The sequence below is a fragment of the Clostridium sp. JN-9 genome (assembly GCF_004103695.1).
Lineage (GTDB): Bacteria > Bacillota > Clostridia > Clostridiales > Clostridiaceae > JN-9.
Genome location: NZ_CP035280.1, coordinates 2,447,481 through 2,468,475, shown reverse-complemented (window position 1 = coordinate 2,468,475; position 20,995 = coordinate 2,447,481). Strand labels below are relative to the sequence as shown.

At 33.6% G+C, this 20,995-nt stretch carries 20 protein-coding genes and 2 pseudogenes; 21 read left to right on the top strand and 1 reads right to left on the bottom strand.

From position 1 onward, the window contains the following. Nucleotides 1–2 precede the first annotated feature (2 nt). From EQM05_RS11900 to EQM05_RS11875, 6 genes are all read left to right on the top strand, one after another. Nucleotides 3–812, top strand: a complete 810-nt coding sequence (locus EQM05_RS11900; RefSeq protein WP_128750240.1) for an SLAP domain-containing protein — start codon at nt 3–5, stop codon at nt 810–812. A 206-nt stretch (nt 813–1,018) separates the two neighbouring features. After that, nucleotides 1,019–2,236: an O-antigen ligase gene (locus tag EQM05_RS11895; protein WP_128750239.1), complete on the top strand. Its 1,218-nt coding sequence runs from the start codon at nt 1,019–1,021 to the stop codon at nt 2,234–2,236. 11 nt (nt 2,237–2,247) lie between these two features. Further along, nucleotides 2,248–2,961, top strand: coding sequence for a WecB/TagA/CpsF family glycosyltransferase (locus tag EQM05_RS11890; protein WP_128750238.1), 714 nt, complete (start codon nt 2,248–2,250; stop codon nt 2,959–2,961). Nucleotides 2,962–2,974: 13 nt separating this feature from the next. Then, nucleotides 2,975–4,063: a glycosyltransferase gene (locus tag EQM05_RS11885; RefSeq protein WP_128750237.1), complete on the top strand. Its 1,089-nt coding sequence runs from the start codon at nt 2,975–2,977 to the stop codon at nt 4,061–4,063. Nucleotides 4,064–4,080: 17 nt separating this feature from the next. Continuing rightward, a complete protein-coding gene (gene murJ / locus EQM05_RS11880) occupies nt 4,081–5,634 on the top strand; it encodes a murein biosynthesis integral membrane protein MurJ (protein ID WP_128750236.1) in 1,554 nt (517 codons plus the stop codon). A gap of 20 nt (nt 5,635–5,654) precedes the next feature. Continuing rightward, the gene (locus tag EQM05_RS11875) at nt 5,655–6,542 is read left to right on the top strand and encodes a DMT family transporter (RefSeq protein WP_164917280.1); all 888 of its coding nucleotides are present in this window, start codon (nt 5,655–5,657) and stop codon (nt 6,540–6,542) included. 51 nt (nt 6,543–6,593) lie between these two features. Here the strand turns inward: EQM05_RS11875 and EQM05_RS11870 are convergent, their stop codons facing one another. After that, a complete protein-coding gene (locus EQM05_RS11870; RefSeq protein ID WP_128750234.1) occupies nt 6,594–7,490 on the bottom strand; it encodes a serine hydrolase in 897 nt (298 codons plus the stop codon). Between the two features lie 262 nt (nt 7,491–7,752). Between EQM05_RS11870 and hutH the strand changes: the two genes are divergently transcribed. From hutH to EQM05_RS11795, 15 genes and pseudogenes are all read left to right on the top strand, one after another. After that, entirely contained in the window at nt 7,753–9,276 is a 1,524-nt protein-coding gene (gene hutH / locus EQM05_RS11865; protein ID WP_128750233.1) for a histidine ammonia-lyase, read from the top strand. Between the two features lie 24 nt (nt 9,277–9,300). Further along, entirely contained in the window at nt 9,301–10,200 is a 900-nt protein-coding gene (gene ftcD / locus EQM05_RS11860; protein ID WP_128750232.1) for a glutamate formimidoyltransferase, read from the top strand. Nucleotides 10,201–10,292: 92 nt separating this feature from the next. Beyond that, nucleotides 10,293–11,549 (top strand): imidazolonepropionase, encoded by a 1,257-nt coding sequence (gene hutI / locus EQM05_RS11855; protein WP_128750231.1) that lies wholly within the window; start codon nt 10,293–10,295, stop codon nt 11,547–11,549. A gap of 28 nt (nt 11,550–11,577) precedes the next feature. Continuing rightward, the gene (locus EQM05_RS11850) at nt 11,578–12,213 is read left to right on the top strand and encodes a cyclodeaminase/cyclohydrolase family protein (RefSeq protein WP_128750230.1); all 636 of its coding nucleotides are present in this window, start codon (nt 11,578–11,580) and stop codon (nt 12,211–12,213) included. Nucleotides 12,214–12,323: 110 nt separating this feature from the next. Next, nucleotides 12,324–13,055 (top strand): ATP-binding cassette domain-containing protein, encoded by a 732-nt coding sequence (locus EQM05_RS11845; RefSeq protein WP_128750229.1) that lies wholly within the window; start codon nt 12,324–12,326, stop codon nt 13,053–13,055. Further along, the gene (locus EQM05_RS11840) at nt 13,045–14,226 is read left to right on the top strand and encodes an ABC transporter permease (RefSeq protein ID WP_128750228.1); all 1,182 of its coding nucleotides are present in this window, start codon (nt 13,045–13,047) and stop codon (nt 14,224–14,226) included. Before EQM05_RS11845 ends, EQM05_RS11840 begins: the two co-directional genes overlap by 11 nt. A 90-nt stretch (nt 14,227–14,316) precedes the next feature. Then, a pseudogene (locus EQM05_RS11835) lies at nt 14,317–14,789 on the top strand (recombinase family protein). Further along, nucleotides 14,752–15,636 (top strand): annotated as a pseudogene (locus EQM05_RS11830) (transposase); the annotation flags it as partial. The pseudogenes EQM05_RS11835 and EQM05_RS11830, both read left to right, overlap by 38 nt. Before the next feature lie 308 nt (nt 15,637–15,944). Next, complete coding sequence (locus tag EQM05_RS11825; protein ID WP_128750227.1) at nt 15,945–16,655, top strand: YhfC family glutamic-type intramembrane protease; 711 nt, start codon at nt 15,945–15,947, stop codon at nt 16,653–16,655. Nucleotides 16,656–16,676: 21 nt separating this feature from the next. After that, nucleotides 16,677–17,126: a DUF3887 domain-containing protein gene (locus EQM05_RS11820; protein ID WP_128750226.1), complete on the top strand. Its 450-nt coding sequence runs from the start codon at nt 16,677–16,679 to the stop codon at nt 17,124–17,126. 143 nt (nt 17,127–17,269) lie between these two features. Then, nucleotides 17,270–17,653, top strand: a complete 384-nt coding sequence (locus tag EQM05_RS11815) for a GntR family transcriptional regulator (protein WP_128750225.1) — start codon at nt 17,270–17,272, stop codon at nt 17,651–17,653. Then, nucleotides 17,654–18,787 carry a DUF1648 domain-containing protein gene (locus tag EQM05_RS11810; RefSeq protein WP_128750224.1) on the top strand — a complete coding sequence of 378 codons (1,134 nt, stop codon included), beginning with the start codon at nt 17,654–17,656 and terminating at the stop codon, nt 18,785–18,787. 305 nt (nt 18,788–19,092) lie between these two features. Beyond that, nucleotides 19,093–19,413, top strand: coding sequence for a PadR family transcriptional regulator (locus EQM05_RS11805; RefSeq protein WP_128750223.1), 321 nt, complete (start codon nt 19,093–19,095; stop codon nt 19,411–19,413). A gap of 30 nt (nt 19,414–19,443) precedes the next feature. Continuing rightward, nucleotides 19,444–20,016, top strand: a complete 573-nt coding sequence (locus tag EQM05_RS11800; protein ID WP_128750222.1) for a DUF1700 domain-containing protein — start codon at nt 19,444–19,446, stop codon at nt 20,014–20,016. 11 nt (nt 20,017–20,027) lie between these two features. Then, a complete protein-coding gene (locus tag EQM05_RS11795; RefSeq protein ID WP_128750221.1) occupies nt 20,028–20,981 on the top strand; it encodes a DUF4097 family beta strand repeat-containing protein in 954 nt (317 codons plus the stop codon). The last annotated feature ends 14 nt before the right edge of the window (nt 20,982–20,995 follow it).

Here is a 20,995-nt window from a genome sequence, read left to right as displayed (position 1 = left end):
TTATGGAAAACAAATGCGAAATATTTTTAGATTTAGGAAATAATCAATCATTGTCAGAACTAAAGAAACGTGTATTTGAAGAGGAATTAAAGGAAATAAATGATAAACATCCTTTGAAGGAAAATGACATAGATATTCATGTTACTTATTTTACTAAAAATGATGATGATTTAGAGGCAGGATTTTTTGTGAGAAATGGACTGAAATCAAACTTGTCCATGGAGGAAATTCCTCTTGTTATAATGGATGATAAAGAAAACCCAGTAATGAGCCAGAATTTTAATTTCAAAGATGAGGGATTAATTAAAGGCCATGGTGCAAGGCACTTTACAGTGAATTTTAAGATTCCAGAGGATGTGGTATTTGATGAATCCAAGGATTACACTATTAAGTTCAATACAACCAAGCAAATGAAGGCATTTAACTCTGTGGATACAGAAATTGAAAATATGCCTGCAGACCTTTCTTTTGAACAGGAAAGTGTTTTAAGGGATTTTGCTCACAATCTGCCTACACTTAAGGCAAATGAGTTTTCAATTTCTTTATTTAAGCTGGAGTTTACACCTGAGGATGATATAATGTGTACACTGCTGTTTAGAAATGGCAATACAAAACCTGTTAAGGTTGAAAAGCTGCCTGTAAGCATTTTTGATGGAACAAATAATCTAATATGCCGCAAGGTATTTGCAAATGTACCTGAACTTGACAGCATAAATCCTGGCAAGGCTAAGGTTGTAAGCTTTTTGTTCAAACAGGCTGAAGTCAGGCCTGGAAGGTTTGATTTTACTAAGTGCAGGGTAGAATTTAAATAAATATTAAAAATCATAGAAAAATCATAATACCTATTCTAATTTAAACTATGATGTGTTATAATATTCGTATATTAGTAAATTTAGGTAAGTTTAATTTGTTGTTCAAGTTTTTGTAACTCTTATTAATATAGGATAGAGGTTAAACCATCAATAATCAGGTTAACCTCTATTCTTTTTTAATAAATAATAGTAAAAGGGTGATGGCCATGAAAAAGCAAATGTATAAAATCAGCTATATACTTATTTGTATTTATATATTCATTGTACCAGTAATACCGTATAATTTAACTATAAAGAACAAAGGCTCAGTGGCAGATCTGCTGCTGCTTATAATATTTTTAACTTTTTTTGCCGCACTGCTTCAAAAACGGGTATCAGTGAAGGATATAATTAGATGCATGTTTAGTGATATTTTTCTCATATCCATGTTATGTCTTACCATTGTAATGGCTTTTTCAGTGCTGTACGCAAAGGAAAAATCACTGGCATTATCTGAAACACTGAGATTTTTTTCTTATTTTGTCTTGATTATTATGCTTAAGCTTAATTATGGAGAGGAAAAGTACTTTAAGAAAATAAAATTATGTTATTTCTCATCAGTATTTGTTACATGTTTAATTGGAATAATTCAAGCTGTAACAGGCCTTGGACTTGAACACAAATACTATTATGTTTTTAATGGAATTAAAATGGAAAGAATAGCATCTACCTTTGAAAATCCTAATTCCTTTGCTGCCTTTCTTGTTATGAGCATTTTCCCTGTAATTATGTTTGCCATTAAGGAAAAAGCAAAGTTACTTAAGATAATGTATTCAGTATTAGTTGTTTTAATTTTATGCAGCATAGTATTGACAGGGTCAAGAAATGCTTTTGTGGGAGTTGGTATTGGACTTTTGACACTGACTATTATATACAGCATAAAACTCCTTATTCCTATTGGAATTTTAGGAGTAGCAGCGTATTTTATTCCCAGGATCAGTTCCAGAATAAAAGATATAGGCAACAGTACATTGGATGCAGCAAGATTAAAATTGTGGAAAACAGCTATTAAAATGATTAAGGATCACCCTGTATTTGGTGTAGGAAATGGCAATTATGTGAGCTATTATGATGAATATGTGAAGAAATATCCTGAGCTCTCTTATGCTGATTTTTCAAGGTATCCTGTACACAATTCCTATCTGAAGGTGGAAACAGAGCTTGGAATTCCAGGAGGAATAACTTTTGCAGCAGTGATTATAACTTTACTTATGAAGATATATAATACATTAAAGTATTCTGAAAGCTTTGTTAAAAAGACTTTTTATACAGGTTTTTTTGCTTCAGCAGTGGCATTCTTATTTATGAATTTTTCAGATAATCTTTTATTTGTTCCTAAAATAGCAGTATTTTTCTGGATATTCATAGGCTTATGCGATAGATAATGGAGGAAGATATGTTTTCAAACATTTTAGGATATAAAGTTTATAATGAAGATAAATCAAGCCTGCTTAATTACATAAAGAAATTTAATAAGGTTAATATAATTTCAGGAAACCCTGAAGTATTATTTAATGGATTATATAATAAGGAACTGTTTGATGAATTTAACTCACCTGAGTCAGTAATTATACCAGATGGAGTTGGTGTGGTTTTAGCTGCAAAAATTGTTAAAGAACCTGTAAAGGAGAAAATTGCAGGTATAGAGTTAACAGAGGATATATTTAAATACTGTGAGGAAAACAATAAGTCTGTTTATCTTTTGGGAACAAAACAGGGAACCCTTGAAAAATGTGTTTCAAACCTTACTAACAAGTATACCAAGCTTAACATCTGCGGATACAGGAATGGATTTTTTAACTTAGACAGCTGTGATGATTTAATTTCTGAAATTAATACAAAAAGACCCTATGCCATATTTGCTGCTATGGGAAGCCCCAGACAGGAAAAATTTATTTCAATGTATATGCATAAGCTTCCATGCAAAATATATATGGGAGTTGGGGGAAGCTTTGATGTTTTTGCAGGTGAGGTTAAAAGAGCCCCAAGATGGATGATAAAGCTGGGTATTGAATGGCTTTACAGGGTTTTTAAGGAGCCATGGAGAATAAAAAGACTATGGAGTATACCTAAGTTTTTATTTATGGTAATTAAAAGCAGAAAAAATTAAATGTGGTGATGTTATGAAAATATTACATATAATTTCTGGAAATGACAACGGTGGAGGAGCTAATCATGTTTTAAATATCTGCAAGTCCAAGTTTGAAAACTACAATAATATAATAGGCTGTATAGGTTCAGGCTGTTTTTATGATAAATTAAAGCATTTGAATTATGATTATGTTTTATTTCCCAATGCTCTTAATAATAATGATATAATCAATTACATTAATGACAATAATATAGATGTGGCGGATTTTCATGGAGCTAAAGCTTTTGCCATACATAAGTTTATAAATGGAAGGCTGAACTGCCATACTGCTGCCACCATACACAGCGATTACAGATATGATTTTATGAATAATAAAATGAAGAAATATTTATATACTCCTCTGAGTTATATAGGCTTAAAGAGCTTTAAAAGCTTTGTATGTGTTTCTCAAAGCATTAAAACACTGCTTAATGACAAGGGCTTTAAAGGCAGTAAGTACGTAATTAACAATGGAATAAATATTAATGAGATTGAAATAAAGGAAACCAGAAGTGAAATACGGTCACAGTATAATATGTCAGAGCAGGATATTGCATTTGTTAATATAGCAAGGATGCATCCTGTAAAAAATCAAAAGCTTTTAATAAATGCTTTCAAAAAGCTCAGCAGTGAGTTTGAGAATGTTAAGCTTATTATAGTTGGAGACGGACCTCTGGAAAATCAGCTGAGGCAGCAGTGCGGTGATTTAAATCTGCAAAATAAGGTTATATTTACAGGCTTTAAAAGCAATCCCTATGGCATATTAAATGCCTGTGATATAAGCATTTTAACTTCAATTAGTGAGGGTGGAGCGCCCCCTTTGACGGTTTTGGAAAGCGGTGCTTTAAAAAAGCCTGTTATCTGCACAAAAGTTGGAGATGTGGATTTAAACTTCACTGAAAATGAAATGATTATAATCGAAAATAACGCAGATGCTGTGTACAGCAGTATGAAAAAGGCAATGGAGAATTTAAAGGAAAATTTCCTGGGGAATAATTTGTACAGTGAAGTACAAAAGAATTTTACATTACACAGGTTTTGCACAGATTATTATAATTTTTATCATGACTTGTGTAAATAAATAATTGGAGAGTAGTTATGCTAAAGAACAGCAGATTAATTAAGAGTTCTATTATAGTAATGATTTTACTTGTTATTGGAAAGGTACTGGCATTTGTAAGAGATGCATTAATTGCAGCCAAGTTCGGCACCACCATTGAGACAGATATATATATGTTTGCCTTTGGTGCAGTGATGCTTTTAACAAGCATAGGCTACGGTCTGACCACCACCTTTATTCCAATACATACGGAAAATATTGAAAAAAAGACCTTTAAAGAAGGAAATGAATATGTAAATAAGCTGTTAAATATATTCATGCTGTTTACAATAATTGTAACCATTCTTGGGATTATTTTTGCAAAATATATTATTATTATCTGTGCTCCCGGATTTACTAAAAATCCTGCTGTATTCAGTATGGCAGTGCAGATTATAAGGATTATGTTCCTTTCTCTTATATTTGTTGGCATGCAGAGCATTATTACAGGAGTGCTGCAGGCTCATAAGTATTTTTTTGAACCCTCAGCCATGTCCATAGCATCAAATTTAATATATGTGATTTATCTTGTTTTTTTACCTGATAAATATGGCATTTTAGGTTTTGGAGTGGCAACAGTGCTTGGATTTTTCGCACAGTACATAATAAATGTGCCAAGGTTTAAGGCTTTAGGATATAAATATAAATTTATACTGGATTTTAAGGACAAGGACATTATAAGATTATTTAAATTAATGCTTCCTATTATTATAAGTACATCCTTAATTCAGATAAATATGTTTATAAACAGATCCTTTGCCACAAATTTATATGAGGGAGCAGTTTCAATACTTGATTTCTCAAATAAAGTAACTATGCTGGTATATGAGGTGTTTGCAGTAGCAATTTCAACAGTGATATATCCTACTTTGGCTACTCATGCTGTCAACAGAAATAATTCTGAATACAATAAGGCTCTTGGAAAATCCATTAATATGATATTTCTAATTCTTATACCTGCAGCAGTTGGAATAATTGTTTTAAGAGTACCTATTATAAGTGTAATATTTAAAAGAGGCCAGTTCCTGGAGAGCTCAGTAGTTAAAACTGCACAAGCACTGCTTTTCTTTTCACCGGCTATAATATTTTACGGCTTAAGGGATATTTTAAGCAGAGCCTTTTATTCCTTAAAGGACACAAAAACCCCCATGATAAACAGTTTTTTCGGCATAATACTTAATTTTATTCTAAGCTCTATACTTGTAAAATTCATGAATGTTTCTGGATTAACTCTGGCAGCATCAATTTCCACGGGTATGATAACACTTTTACTTTTCTACAATCTTAATAAAAAGGTAAAAGGCATAAATGTAAAAAATATAATTACTGAATTTGTTAAAATACTAATAGCTTCAGCAGTTATGGGGGCAGTGGTATACATAATATACAAGTTCCTTGGTGCACACCTGGCACTAACCATGAAGGGAAATTTAATTATTATTTTAATATCAGTAATAGCTGCTGTGCCGGTATATGTTATTAGTGCTTATATGCTTAAGGTAAAAGAATTAAAGGATATATTTAATATGGGCTCTCATGGAGCTGAAAATTAGGGAATAAGATGGAGGTCATAATGAAAAACATACAGGGTGATTTGGACATAATATTAGCCTCAACGGCATTTGGTGTAATGCCCGTTCTGGCAAAGTTAGCCTATGGAAGAGGAGCAACTACATATACAGTGCTGTTTTTACGATTTTTATTTGCAGCCTTTATTTTACTTTATATAATTTTAAATAAAAAGATATCACTTAAATTAAACATGAAACAGATTTTAATGGTAATTATGCTGGGGTTATTTGGATATTCAGCCACTGCTTTGTGCTTATTTATTTCTTATAACTATGTATCAGTTGGCGTGGCTACAAATCTTCTTTACACATATCCTGCCATAGTTACACTAATGTCCAGATTTTTATATAAGGAAAAGCTTTATGGCAGAAAAATTGTATCCCTGCTGCTGTCCTTAATTGGAGTATTTATTTTAATTGAGATAAAAAATCAGAGCATTAACATTACAGGAGTTTCATTTGCATTTGCTTCAGCTATATTTTATTCACTTTATGTGCTTGGAATTTCCACAGATAAAGCAAAGAAAATTAACAGCTATGTTATGATTTTTTATCTTTCCGTAACCTCCAGCATTATAATGTTTTTACTTGGAGTGTCCACTTCGGCACTGGATTTAAGAATAGATTTTTATGCTTTAATATGCATTATTTTACTGGCATTTATATCTACAGTTGTAGCTCTTATGTCATTTTTGAAAGGTGTAAGAATTATAGGACCATCCAGGGCAGCCATTTTAAGTACTCTGGAGCCTATTGTAAGTATAATACTGGGATTTTTGATTTTAAAGGAAAAATTATCATTGAATATGATAATAGGAAGTGCACTGGTCATTGCTTCAGTACTGCTTTTAGTAAAAGATAATACTTTAAAAGAACCTGCAGAAAATTAAAAAAAGGACTATATCATAAAAATAGTGATATAGTCCGTATATTTTGTCATATTATAGTTCGGGATATATGTTCTCCCACATGCAGTCCCTTATGGCCTGAGTATTTTTCTCATTTGCATTAATGGCAATAACTGCATTTTTATCCTCTAAAACAATGGCGGATTGTCCATTCATTCCGCTGGCTCTGTATGAGTTATGACTGCCTCTCCAGAAAAAGTAACCGTAGCCCATGCGGTTATCCAAAGGGCCATAGCCTGTGTTTATCTGTTTTTTTGTTGCCTGCTGCACCCAATCTTTAGAAATTAACTGTTTTCCATTATATTCACCCTTCTGCAGGTATAGTTGTCCAAACTTAGCAAGTTCATTTGCCGTCAGCATTAAACCACTGGCTCCGAAAACGTGACCCTGCGGACAGAATTCACAGTCAGGACGTGGAATTCCAAGAGGCTTAAATAATCTTGGCATAAGGTAGTCAATTAAGGAGCAGCCTGCAGCTTTTTCCAAAATAACTCCAGCCAGATAAGCAGTACAGTTAGTATATGTGAATTGTTGTTTTGCATCAAAGTAAAGAGGCATTGACAAAGCAAACTGAATCCAGTTTTTGTTTTTTAAGCTTTTTCTTTCAGCCATCAAGCCTGGATCCTTATACCCTGCTGCCATCATTAAAAGATCTTCAATAGTTAATTTTTTAAGTCTCTGAAGCTGAAGCTTTGGCAGATTGCCTGGAATGTCATTTTCAAAATAATCCATAATTTTATTCTGCAGCTTAAGAAGTCCTTCATCTATAGCCATTCCAATAGCTGTAGAGGTAAAGCTTTTTGTAGCTGAATACTGATTTCTTCTAATCTCCTTAGCCCAGTGATGTTCAGCTATTTTTTCCCCGTTTTTCAGCACTACAATGCTGTATAGATTTAAATTTTTGGACTTTTCAATAAATTTATCAAGCATTTTATAGCCTTGCCTTTCTATAAATTAATCTTTTATACCATTATAGCATTAAAATCAATGCTTATGTGGTGTACCAATATTTTCCTATTTATATTTTAAAATAAAATTTAAAATAAAGCAATATATATTGCATTATTATGATAAAGTGACAGTGTGTTAAAAATATTCAGAATATTCAAATGAGATAAAATAAAGGTTAATGCAATTTTTTAAAGAATATAAATAGTATAAGCACAAAATATATATGAAAAGGGGATAAAATATGGATACTGTTTATTTGGATGGGAATCATTTAACATTAGAAAACATAAAAGATGTATGCATAAACAATGCAAAGGTAGAATTAAGTGAAGATGCTGAAAAAATGGTAACCAGTTCGAGGAAAATTGTTGATGACATTGTAGAAAATAATAAGGTTATCTATGGTATTACAACTGGATTTGGAAAGTTTGCTGATGTGACTATTTCAAAGGAGGACAGCAAGACTTTACAGAAAAATTTAATATTGTCTCATGCCTGCGGTACTGGAAAGCCCTTGCCAAAGGATGTTGTAAGATGTGTTATGCTGCTTAGAGCAAATGCACTTTCAAAAGGATATTCAGGAATAAGACTTAGTACATTAAATACACTTATAGAAATGCTGAATAAGGGTGTTCATCCTGTTATACCAGAGAAAGGATCACTGGGAGCTTCAGGAGATCTTGCTCCTCTTGCACATATGGTGCTTCCTATGCTTGGCTATGGAAAAGCTGAATATAAAGGAGAAGTTCTGGATGGAAAAGATGCAATGCATAAGGCAGATATAAATGTAGTGGAGCTGGTTGCTAAGGAAGGCCTTGCTCTTATAAATGGAACTCAGGTAATGACAGGTGTAGGTTCTCTGGCTTTAATGGAAGCTATAGATCTTTTAAAAGTAAGCGACATTGCAGCAGCACTTACTATTGAAGCACTTAGGGGCATTAAGGATGCCTTTGACCCAAGAATACACAAAATAAGACCTCATAAAGGACAAATGGATACAGCTGCAAATATGCTGAGTCTTACTGAAGGCAGTACATTTATAACAAGACAGGGTCAGCTTAGAGTACAGGATGCATATTCACTAAGATGTGTACCTCAGGTTCATGGTGCATCCAAAGATGCAGTTAATTATGTTAAAGAAAAAGTTGAAATTGAAATAAATTCAGCTACGGATAATCCTATTGTTACAAGAGAAGGAGATGTGATTTCAGGAGGGAATTTCCATGGCGAACCTATGGCATTACCATTTGATTTTCTTGGAATTGCCTGTGCTGAACTTGCTGATATATCCGAAAGAAGACTGGAAAGACTTATTAATTATCAGTTAAATGATCTTCCTCCATTTTTAGTTAAGCATGGAGGATTAAATTCAGGATTTATGATAACACAGTATGCTGCAGCATCTCTTGTTTCAGAAAATAAGGTGCTGGCTCATCCTGCCTCAGTGGATTCCATACCTTCCTCTGCAAATCAGGAGGATCACGTAAGTATGGGAACTATAGCTGCAAGAAAGGCAAGAGACATAGTTGGAAATGCAAGAAGAGTGCTTGCCACAGAAATTATGGCAGCCTGTCAGGCAATAGACTTCAGACAAGGATTTAAGCTTGGCAAAGGTACCCAGGCAGCCTATGACACCGTAAGAAAATATGTGGATTTTATTGATAATGATAAGGTAATGTATGTAGAACTGGATAAATGCGAAAAATTAATATCCACAGGAGAACTGCTTAGAAATACCGAAAAGGAAGTTAAAATAAAATACTAATCATAGGAAAAGGAGAGATGAGCAATGTCAAAAATCGTAGAGTGCATTCCAAACTTTAGTGAAGGAAGAGACATGGAGGTTGTTGAGAGAATAGTTGATTCAGTTAGAAAAGCAGATGATGTAAAGCTTCTAAATTATTCATCTGACAGCGATCACAACAGAACAGTGGTAACCTTTATTGGATCAGTTCAGGGCGTTGAAACAGCTATTCTTAAAATGGCAGAAAAGGTTTATGAAAATATAGATATGTCAAAGCATACTGGAGGACATCCAAGGATGGGAGCATTGGATGTGGTTCCTTTTGTTCCAATTAAGGATGTGACAGTGGAGGAATGCATTGAATTGTCTAAAAGAGTTGGAAAGGCCATAGGAGAGAAATTTAACATTCCTGTTTATCTCTATGAGGATTCTGCATCAAAGCCTGAAAGAAAGAATTTAGCTGCTGTTAGAAGGGGACAGTATGAAGGCTTCTTTGAAAAAATAAAGGACCCTGCATGGAAGCCTGATTTCGGACCTGCAGTGATGAATGTTAAAGGAGGCTGTACTGCTGTGGGAGCTAGAGTGCCTTTGGTTGCTTTTAATGTAAACTTAGGTACAGACAATATAGATATTGCCAATAGCATTGCTAAAATAGTGAGAAACATAGGAGGCGGCCTTAGATTTGTTAAAGCCATGGGAGTGAAAATTGAGGACAGAAACATAGTACAGGTGTCCATGAACCTTGTGAATTATGAAAAGACCTCAATTTACAGAGCCTATGAAATGGTTAAAATGGAGGCAAAGAGATATGGAGTGCCTGTGGTGGGCAGTGAAATAGTTGGACTTGTTCCAATGTCAGCCCTGGTGCAAAGCCTTGAATATTATCTGCAGATTGAAAATTTCTCTGAGGATCAGATACTTGAAAAAAGGATTTACGAAAAATAATTCAATTCTACAGTTATAAGTTTAAAGTTATGAGTTAAAAGTTATGAGTTCTAGAGTTAGGTTTGTTCAATTTTGTGATTGGGGGAATTAACATGAGAACTATTATAAAAAATATCGGATGTTTAGTTACCTGCAAGGGAAGCCATAAAAAAGTCAGGGATGAAATGAAGGACGCCGGCATAATTGAAAATGGGTTTATTGTAATAGAAAAAAATATAATAGCTGAAATTGGCACGGGAGATGGATACAAAAAGTTTTATGAGCAGGGAGACAAGGTCATTGATGCACAGGGGAAAACAGTTACACCTGGGCTTATAGACAGCCATACCCATGTGGTATACGGCGGCTCCAGAGAGTTTGAACTGCCTCTTAAATTAAAAAAGGTAAGCTATATAGACATATTAAATGCTGGCGGAGGAATATTAAGCACTGTAAATGAAACCAGAAAAAGCTCTACGGAAAAACTTATAAGTGAAACAAAAGCCAGGCTGGATACAATGCTTCTGCATGGAACAACCACTGTAGAAAGTAAATCAGGATATGGACTTAACTTTGGTGATGAAATGAGGATGCTTCATATAAATAAAATATTAAACGAAAGTCATCCAATTACCATTGAGTCAACATATCTGGGGGCTCATGCTGTACCAAAGGAATATAAAAATAACAGAAGGGCATATATTGACAGCATAATAAATCAGCATATTCCATATGTGGAATCTCATAATATGGCCAAGTTCATTGACTGCTTCTGCGAGGAGGGAGTTTTCAGCATAGATGAAACAAGAGAGATTTTAAATGCAGGTAAACAGCATGGCTTAAAGGTAAAACTCCATGCAGACGAAATTGAGCCCATGGGAGGAGCAGAACTGGCAGCAGAGCTTGGTGCCGTTTCTGCAGAGCATCTGGTGGCTGCATCAAAAGAAGGAATTAAGGCAATGGCACAAAGTGGTGTAATTGCAGTGCTTCTTCCAACTACTTCATTTTATTTAATGCTTAATAAATATGCACCAGCAAGACTTATGATTGACATGGGAGTGCCTGTGGCTCTGGCTACGGACTGCAATCCAGGAACCTCACCAACGGAATCACTGCAAAATGTTATGACTTTTGCCTGCTATGGTATGAAAATGCTGCCTGAGGAGATAATTAATGCTGTAACATATAATGCTGCCTGTGCTGTCTGCCAAGAGGATAAAATAGGAAGCCTTGAAGTTGGGAAAAAAGCGGATATAGTTATTTTCAACAGTAAGAATCTAAACTACTTAATATATCATTTCGGCATAAATGCAGCAGAAACTGTCATTAAGAATGGCAAAGTGGTAGCAGATCATGGTAGACTAGTATAAAAAGTTTATATTAAGGAAGGGATAACAAATGCTTAAAAACTTGATGATAAAGGACTTTATTGAAGAGCTTGGTTCTTCTTCCCCTGCACCAGGAGGAGGAAGTGTTTCAGCACTTTCAGCAGCTCTTGCAAGTGCTCTTGGAAGCATGGTATTTAACCTTACTGTGGGGAAAAAGAATTATGAAGAATTAAGTGAAGCAGATAAAAATAAAATACAAAACAGCCTTAATGAAACCAAAAATGGAAGTGATGAATTTTTAAAGCTCATGGAGGAGGACACAGAATCATTTATGCAGCTTATGTCAGCCTTCAAACTTCCAAAGGATACTGAAGAAAATAAAAATGTAAGAAAAGAAAAAATACAGCAGGGCTATAAGGCAGCCATTGAAGTACCACTTAAGGTGGCTGATTGTGCCTTTAAGATTTATGATTATATTTTAACTGCCAGTGAACTTGGAAATATCAATGCAGTTTCAGATGCAGGGGTTGCGGCTCTTCTTACTCAGGCAGCCATTGAAGGTGCTGTGCTGAATGTAAAGATAAATCTTTCCAGCCTTAAGGATGAAGCTTATAAAGCTGAAATTTCAAAACAGATAAATAAGCTGGCCACTGAAGGAATACAAAGGAGAGATCATATTTTAAACATAGTTGAATCTAAATTATAATTAAAAAGCTTAGTTGGTTAATTCTGACTAAGCTTTTTTGTGTATACATATTGTTACATATGTGGTATAATTATATACTCTTTTACATTTATTTTATGGAGGTGACTTAAATGATAGAAGTAAAAAATCTTTCCAAGAAGTTTAAAAAAGTAAATGCAGTGGATAGCATTAGCTTTACTGTTAATGAAGGAGAAATTGTGGGACTTCTTGGGGAGAACGGTGCAGGCAAAACCACTACTTTAAGATTACTTGCCACCATGCTGAAGCCCACAGGAGGCACAGCTATTATTAATGGCTTTGATATAATTCAGGAGCCATCAAAGGTAAGGGGAAACATAGGCATTTTATTTGGTGGAGAAGTGGGATTGTATGACAGGCTCACAGCTAAGGAAAATATAAAATATTTTGCTGAATTAAATGGCATGAGCAAAGAAGAAACAGAAAAGAGCATTGAATATCTTTCTAATATGCTTGAAATGAATGAATACTTAAACAGAAGAGTAGGCAAGTTTTCAAGGGGTATGAAGCAGAAAGTTGCTATAGCCAGATCCATTGTACATGAGCCTGGTGTAATGCTGTTTGATGAGCCAACTGCAGGACTGGATGTTACAGCATCCAGAATAGTACAGGACTTTATTCTTAAGTGCAGACAGGATAAAAAAGCCATAATTTTTTCAAGCCACAGCATGAGTGAAGTTGAAAAACTGTGTGATAGAATTGTAATAATCCACAAGGGAACAATACTTGAGACTGGCACTGTGGATGATTTCAAATCAAAATATAACAGTGACAATATGGAAGATATATTTATGAGACTGGTAGGTGATAAAAATGAAAAATAATGTAACCCTCATTGTTTTAAAAAAGGAATTACTGGATATTTTCAGGGATAAAAAAACATTGATTATTGGTATTTTAATTCCTATTATAATTTTCCCTGTTATATTTGGTGTTATGGGGAGAAGCATGGATAACACCACAAAAAGTGTTGAAAATAACCTTAAGATAGCCGTAAAGGATGACGGCAACAGCTCACTTTCCAAGTTTATTAAATCCCAGAAGAATATAAAGGTTGTGGATTCATCAAACATTGATGAGGATGTTAAAAATGGAAAGATATATGTTGGAATGGAAATCCCAAAGGATTTTGACAAAGATATTCAACAGGAAAAGGACATAAACGTCAATATAACATATGATAATGTAAGCCAGCAGTCTTCAGAGGCAATGAATATAATAAATTCATATATAGATCAATATTCAAAGGTTGTTGTAAAGACAAGACTTGATAAAAGAAATATAAACACAAATATATTAACACCTGTGACAATACAGTCAAAGACCTCAGCAAAGGAAAAGGACAGCCAGGGCAAAATGGTGATTTCATTAATGCTTCCTCTGCTGCTCATAATATACAGTGTATCAGGACCAATAGCTCCAGCCACTGACTTAGGTGCTGGGGAAAAGGAAAGAGGAACTCTGGAGCCTCTTTTAACAACTCAGGCAGGAAGGCTTTCTCTTTTATGGGGTAAATTCCTTGCAATTACTATAATGGGTGCTATAACAACAGCAGCCTCATTGACAGGCTTGTTTATTGCTATGTCCCAGAAGAATGGCATATTTTCAGGAGTTTCTGTGCAGTTTCCTTTAAAAGCAGTATTATTAATAGCACTGGTTTCCGTGCTTATAACAATGGTGTTTGGGGCACTGGAGCTTGCCATAAGCATATATGCCCGCTCCTTTAAGGAAGCTCAGACTTATTTATCACCACTGATGATTGTTGCATTTATACCAGCTTACGGAACCTATATGCTGGATGCAAAATCCATAGACCCAATGTATTTTCACATTCCTCTGGCCAATGCATCATGTCTTATTAAAGAACTTGTATCAGGAATATACAATGTTCAGCATATGTTTATAACATTTGGCTGGATAGCAGTTTATGTGTTAGCTTCAATCTTATTTGCAAGATATATGTTCAGCAGAGAAGATGTTATTTTCAGAACATAAATAAAAGGAGCAATAAAATAGTTTATAAATTTATATACAAGTATATTCTGACATGATATAATATAATCGCCAAAAAGGGAGTGATTATATTTGAGTAAGAACTACAAGCCTAAAAAATTTGCTGAATTATTAAATGTATCAGTTTTAACGCTGCAACGATGAGATAACGCAGGAAAATTAAAAGCATTTGGAACACCAACAAATGGGCGGTTTTATACCTATGAATAGTATAAAGAGTTTACGGGTATAAAATCTTCTGGAAAAAAGGTAGTTATATATACAAGAGTTTCAACTTCTAATCAAAAAAATGATTTAAAAAATCAAGTTATATTTCTTAAACAATATGCTAATGCAAAAGGAATTACTGTAGATGAAGTGATTGAAGATTATGGGAGTGGATTGAATTATAATCGCAAAGATGGGATAAACTTATTGATGAGTGAATGACATCTGTAATCTCAATACTTCATGTTTTTAGCTGCAGGATTTATTGTTTAAGAAAGTATAAAAAAGAGATAAAGGAAGATGAAGAAGTTGAAAAAAGCATACAAAACAGAGATTAAACCAACCAAAGAACAGATAATAAAAATTCATCGAACAATTGGTGTAAGCAGGTTCATATATAACTTTTACATTTCACATAATAAAGAAGTTTATGAAAAAGAAAAAAGGTTTGTAAGCGGCATGGATTTTTCTAAATGGCTTAATAATGAGTATATACCTAATAATCAAGATAAACTTTGGATAAAAGAAGTATCTTCAAAATCAGTTAAACAGGCTATTATGAATGGAGAAAAAGCTTTTAAGAAGTTCTTCAAAGGTAAAAGTGGTTTCCCTAAATTTAAAAAGAAGAAAAATCAAGACGTTAAAGCCTACTTCCCCAGGAACAATAAAACTGATTGGACTATTGAAAGGCATAGAATTAAGATGCCAACTTTAGGTTGGGTTAGACTCAAGGAATACGGTTACATACCAGCTAATGGCAGAGTAACAAGTGGAACAGTAAGTCAAAAAGCTGATAGATATTATGTTTCTATATTAGTTGAAGAAGATACTCAAGTAAACAATAAACCCCATTCAGAAGGAATAGGTGTAGACCTTGGACTCAAAAATCTTGCAATTTTTTCTAATGGAATAACTAAAAAGAATATTAATAAAACTAAAACAGTTAAAAAAGCAGAAAAGAAACTAAAACATGAGCAAAGAAAACTCTCAAGGAAATATGAAAGTTTGAAATTAAGAAATAAAAAAGAGAAAGGAGAAGCTGCTCGTCAAAATATCCAAAAACAAATAGTCAAGGTACAAAAACTTCATCAAAGACTTACAAATATTAGAACTGATTATATTAATAAAACAGTAAGTGAGTTAATAAAGCAAAAACCAAGCTTTATAACAATAGAAGATTTGAATGCTTCAATCAATTTAGCTAATGCTAAGGAATATAAGATAGCTTAATTAAACAAGCGCTTATATGTGTACCGAAGGCTATTTCGGGAATTTACGCCTGTGGAGTGCTATACAAACTGTAGTAGCTTAGGCAAGGTAGGGTACAATGAAACAGGAATCTTCTCAGTATGGATATATTTGACCATATTTTGAGTAGCAGGTGCTTTTGCATCTCTTTATTTATATTGCATTTAAGTTATATTTGTTATATTATGTGTATAACAAGTATAACTTATTTATTTTGTATTTAAATAAAAAATGGGGGGGATTTTGTGGTTTCTGATTTATCTGTTTTTTATGTAATTTTGGGAATGATATTTTCAATGTTTGTTCCAGCTGCTCTGGCAATATTTATGATCAAGAGGTACAAAGCCAGCTGGAAGGCCTTCTTTGTTGGAGCAGCCGTGTTTGTAATATCTCAGCCTTTGCTTAGACTGCAGATTTTAAGGTATTTAAATACCACAACCTGGTTTACCTTATTTAGCACTACAAACATGGCGGCATATTCTATAATACTTGGTGTTACTGCGGGTTTGTTTGAGGAGATTGGGAGATATATAGGATTTAAGTTTTTTCTAAAGGATAAGCTGCAGTGGAAAAACGGCATTGTGTTTGGCCTTGGACATGGGGGCATAGAGGCTTTAATTTTTGTAGGGCTTGGATATTTAACCCTGCTTTTGAACAGAGGACTAATTACTGCAGCACCTAATTTATATCTGGCAGGTACTTTGGAGAGAGTCATGGCAATTATATGCCATATAGCAATGACATTACTGGTACTTTATGCAGTTAAATATAGAAGAAAAATATATTTATTTTATGCTATCTTATTTCATTCATTAATAGACAGCCCTTTAGGAATTTTTAAAATGGCAGGTTTATCTACATGGCAAATTGAAGGCTATATATTTATTTTAACCTTGGCGGCTTTATTTATAATTATTAAACTGAAAAATAAAATTGATAATGAATGCATTATATAAAATAAAAATGGAGGGGAATTTATGAAAAAGAATTATTTAGGCAGAATATTTATATTTGCATTAATAACAATAATGGCAGGGGTACTTTTAACAGGCTGCGGACAAAAGCTTACAGAGGCAGACGTGAGTTATGGATCTGAAATCACAGATAATGTACTGGAGGGCATAAAGGATAAGAATTATAACAAATTTTCCAGGGACTTCAGTGACACCATGAAAAATGCCATAACGGAGCAGTCCTTTAATTCACTGACAGGCAATTTAAATACTAAAATAGGCGATTATAAGAGCAAAGCCTTTTCCGGTGCATCTAAAACTAAGAAGGACAACAAGGAATATACTGTAGTAGTTTATAAGGCAAAATATACAAAGGAAACAGGAGATGTGCTTATAACTATAACCTTCTCTGATAATAACGGAAAAAACATGGTAGACGGATTGTACTTTAAGTCTCCAAATTTGGCTAAATAGAAAGTAAATATCTAATCACCTTAAGCAGTCCCATAAATCCTTGAGGATTGGATATTTTGTGACGGCTACGGTGAAGATATTTATTACTTTCTATATTAATAACTTTAATTTTACGTATTGTCTGGCTGTAAATGGAGGTAAAAATGCTGATAAAAATAGATTTTGAAAGTGACACACCATTATATATACAATTAAAAAGGCAGCTTATTCAGGGTATTGCCAGAGGGCAGCTGAAGCAGGGGGAGAGCCTTCCCTCTGTGAGGCAGCTGGCAGAGGATATAGGAATAAACATGCATACAGTTAATAAAGCATATAATTTACTAAAGCAGGATGGATATGTTTCAATTGACAGAAGAAAAGGTGCCATGGTGAACAGGTCTATAGGAGAGCCTGGTGAGGATTATATGTCAGAGCTTAAGGAAGAGCTTAGTGCAATAATAGCTGAGGCATATACAAAGGGCGTTAAAAGAGAGGAATTTAAAAAAATCTGTCATGACATATTTATTGAATATGAGGGGAATAAATAAATGAGTGATAATATATTTTTAATACTTATGAATGTACCAATATTAATACTATTATTAGTTTTACAGTTAATAACTCCTAAAATTACAAGAAAGGAAATTTACTTCGGGGTAAGAATACCTGAGGAAAAATTAGACAGTGATAAATTAAAAAAGGTTTATCCAGGATTTATTTCTGCTAACCTAAAAGTCTGCATTCCCTATATTTTAATTTTTAATGTGATTTTATTTTTTAAATCTCAGCAGGCTGTTGCCATTTTTATAGCAGGCATATTGCTTTATACTTTAGTTAACACATTAATATATTATTATTACCACAGGGAAGTTATAAAAATAAAGCACAGCAATCACTGGGATGAAGGCAAAAAGCAGATAGTGGTTGTGGACACTGAATTCAGCAAAAATAAAAGCAGAAAAATGCTGGCATCTAAGTGGTGGTTTTTGATTCCCTTAGCTTTAATAGCATTAAATGTAACAATGGGATTTGCAGTTTACAATACTCTTCCTGATAGAATTGCAACACACTGGAATGCAGCTGGAGAAGTTAACGGATGGCAGAGAAAGTCCTATGGAACCATAATGCAGCTTCCTGTAGTTCAGCTTTTTCTAGTAATTATAATGTATATATCCTATAAAACTATTGGATGGGCAAAACAGCAGATTGATACCTCAAATCCTGAAGAATCAAAGGAAAAAAACAGGATATTCAGATATGCCTGGTCAGTATATATGATTTTAAGCACAATACTTTTGACCATTATGTTTACCTTTATGAATATGATTGTACTTGGTATTTTAAAAATAGACTCAAAACTAATGCTGCCCATAATACTTGTAATTACAGGAGTAATGCTGGCTGGATCAGTTTATCTGTCTGTAAAGCTTGGACAGGGCGGAAGCAGGATTAATCTCAGCAGGCTTCATGAGAAAAAGGTTAACAGTAGCTCAAAGAATGATGATGAGTACTGGAAGCTTGGGTGCATTTATTTTAATCATGAGGACCCATCCATATTTGTTGAAAAAAGATTTGGAGTAGGCTGGACAATGAACTTTGGAAGTCTGGGAGGCATTCTTGTATTAGTAGGATTAATACTTGCCATAGTTTTACTGCCGGTTTTAATTAAGATTTTATCATGATGCAATCTTTAATATGGCTCTGTTATATTATAGTGTTGATAGTATATAAATGTAATTATCAACATTATTGTTTAACAGAGCCTTATGTTATGTATATAAACATATTTATCTAAGAAATATTATATAAATAGATTTCAAGTAAATCATCTATTTAAGCTTCTCAAAAAACTGTAGAAGCATCAGTATTTTTGCTCACTTAAATAGTGATTTACTAAATGAAATTATATAGTACCTTGCAATATACAATACCATGTACTATAATATAATTAAACAATAAATGTAAAACTTAGGAAGGAATAGTGCATATGAATGTTCAATTTAAAAAAGGAGTTCTTGAACTTTGCGTTTTAGCTGAACTCTATCAAAGAGACTGCTATGGTTATGAATTAGTAGAAGAAATTTCAAAGGACATAGATATTTCTGAGGGCACTATATACCCGCTGCTGCGGAGGCTTAAAAGTGAAGGCAATGTGGTAACTTATCTGCAGGAATCACAGGAAGGTCCTCCCAGAAAATATTATAAAATTACTGAATTAGGAAGGCAGAGAAGCATAGACTTAATAAAGGAATGGAAAAATTTTTCAGGTGGTGTTAGCAAAATTGTAAACAGAGTAGTTATTGATTAATAATAAATTTATTAAGAAAGGAATTTTACCATGAATAAACACACATTTATGGAAATTTTAAAATCTTCTCTTGGCAATATGCCTCAGGATGAAATAAATGATATTTTATATGATTACAATGAACATTTTCAAATTGGAATGGATAATGGTAAAACTGAAGAGGAAATATGCAGAGAACTTGGAGATCCCAAAGCTATTGCAAAATCCTACAGAGCATCCATGGCTGTAGAAAGAGCAGAAGAAAACCCAAGCACAAAAAATTTATTTTCAGCTGTACTGGCGGCAATTGCTCTTGGCTTTTTCAATTTAGTAATAGTTCTTGGTCCTTTTTTAGCTGTAGTGGGTATAATAATTGGACTTTTTGCAGCTTCCATTGGAATTTTTATATCAGGTATAGCTTCAATAATAGGTATATCCGCTGCTCCATTTCTGCCAATGTATGTTCATTTTAATGGGATTAACGGCTTTGCACTTTTCTTCTTTGGCATTGGCTTAACAGCATTAGGTGCATTGATGTTTATAGGAGTATGCTATGTGGCGAAGTATTTTTACAAGGTTACAGTAAAATATTTAAACTGGAATATTAATATTATAAAAAAATAGAGGTGAAGAATATGTTTGAAAACAAAAACATGAAAAAGGTTGTACTGTGGCTTACAGTTGTGGTTTTGGTCTGCTTTGGAATTGGCTTTTTAATATTTAGTATAACAGGCGGATATAAGAGAAATTATGGTGGATTTAATTCTGGCAGCCTGATAACTTCAAAGGACTCAAAGGAATACTCTGTAAATGATGAAAAGACAGCAGCAATTCAGGGAATAAATGAAATCACAGTAGAGGCTTCCAATGCTGATATTAACATTATTCCTGAAAAAAGAAATGATGTGAAGGCTCATTTGTATGGAAACATCACAGCAACCTTTGAAACAAAGCTGTACCTTAATTCTAGCGGAAGCACTATGGAAATTTCCACTGATAAGCAGAGGATTGGCTCCTTTAGTGTATTTGGATCCAGTTTAAAATTAGATATTTTTGTGCCTGAAAGCTATAATAACAATTTAAAGGTAAACACCTCCTCAGGAAAGATCAATGTTATAAATAAAATGAATTTAAAGGATGTGTCCTTTAATCTTACTTCAGGAAATGTGACCTTAAAGGATCTCACCTGCGAAAATTTAACTGCAAAATGCAGCTCAGGTACTATAAATGGAGAAAATATTATAACAAAATCTTCAGATGTGGATATTACATCTGGAACCATTAACTTAACATCATTTAAAGGAAATTTAAATGGAGGAACCACATCGGGAAAAATATTTATAGATTACAGTTACTTTGACAATAATGTGGATTTAAAAGCTACCTCAGGAAATATAGAATTAAGGCTTCCTGACTATGCACAGTTCAAGCTTCAGTCAAAGGCAACCTCAGGCAGGGTAAGCTGCAAATTTCCTATAACTGTTGATAACAGCGAAAAGAGAAATGAATTAAATGGAGTTGTGGGAAACGGCAAAAATTCTGTTAATGTAAATACTACATCAGGTAATGTGACAATAAGTAAGAGGTAAGAGGTAAGAGGTAA

Coding starts and splice junctions, on each gene's coding strand:
- EQM05_RS11795 (WP_128750221.1), top strand. CDS start 20,028: ATGTTTGAAAACAAAAACATGAAAAAGGTTGTACTGTGGCTTACAGTT.
- EQM05_RS11820 (WP_128750226.1), top strand. CDS start 16,677: ATGAAAAAGAATTATTTAGGCAGAATATTTATATTTGCATTAATAACA.
- EQM05_RS11895 (WP_128750239.1), top strand. CDS start 1,019: ATGAAAAAGCAAATGTATAAAATCAGCTATATACTTATTTGTATTTAT.
- ftcD (WP_128750232.1), top strand. CDS start 9,301: ATGTCAAAAATCGTAGAGTGCATTCCAAACTTTAGTGAAGGAAGAGAC.
- murJ (WP_128750236.1), top strand. CDS start 4,081: ATGCTAAAGAACAGCAGATTAATTAAGAGTTCTATTATAGTAATGATT.
- EQM05_RS11800 (WP_128750222.1), top strand. CDS start 19,444: ATGAATAAACACACATTTATGGAAATTTTAAAATCTTCTCTTGGCAAT.
- EQM05_RS11870 (WP_128750234.1), bottom strand. CDS start 7,490: ATGCTTGATAAATTTATTGAAAAGTCCAAAAATTTAAATCTATACAGC.
- hutI (WP_128750231.1), top strand. CDS start 10,293: ATGAGAACTATTATAAAAAATATCGGATGTTTAGTTACCTGCAAGGGA.
- EQM05_RS11815 (WP_128750225.1), top strand. CDS start 17,270: ATGCTGATAAAAATAGATTTTGAAAGTGACACACCATTATATATACAA.
- hutH (WP_128750233.1), top strand. CDS start 7,753: ATGGATACTGTTTATTTGGATGGGAATCATTTAACATTAGAAAACATA.
- EQM05_RS11885 (WP_128750237.1), top strand. CDS start 2,975: ATGAAAATATTACATATAATTTCTGGAAATGACAACGGTGGAGGAGCT.
- EQM05_RS11840 (WP_128750228.1), top strand. CDS start 13,045: ATGAAAAATAATGTAACCCTCATTGTTTTAAAAAAGGAATTACTGGAT.
- EQM05_RS11890 (WP_128750238.1), top strand. CDS start 2,248: ATGTTTTCAAACATTTTAGGATATAAAGTTTATAATGAAGATAAATCA.
- EQM05_RS11875 (WP_164917280.1), top strand. CDS start 5,655: ATGAAAAACATACAGGGTGATTTGGACATAATATTAGCCTCAACGGCA.
- EQM05_RS11900 (WP_128750240.1), top strand. CDS start 3: ATGGAAAACAAATGCGAAATATTTTTAGATTTAGGAAATAATCAATCA.
- EQM05_RS11810 (WP_128750224.1), top strand. CDS start 17,654: ATGAGTGATAATATATTTTTAATACTTATGAATGTACCAATATTAATA.
- EQM05_RS11805 (WP_128750223.1), top strand. CDS start 19,093: ATGAATGTTCAATTTAAAAAAGGAGTTCTTGAACTTTGCGTTTTAGCT.
- EQM05_RS11850 (WP_128750230.1), top strand. CDS start 11,578: ATGCTTAAAAACTTGATGATAAAGGACTTTATTGAAGAGCTTGGTTCT.
- EQM05_RS11845 (WP_128750229.1), top strand. CDS start 12,324: ATGATAGAAGTAAAAAATCTTTCCAAGAAGTTTAAAAAAGTAAATGCA.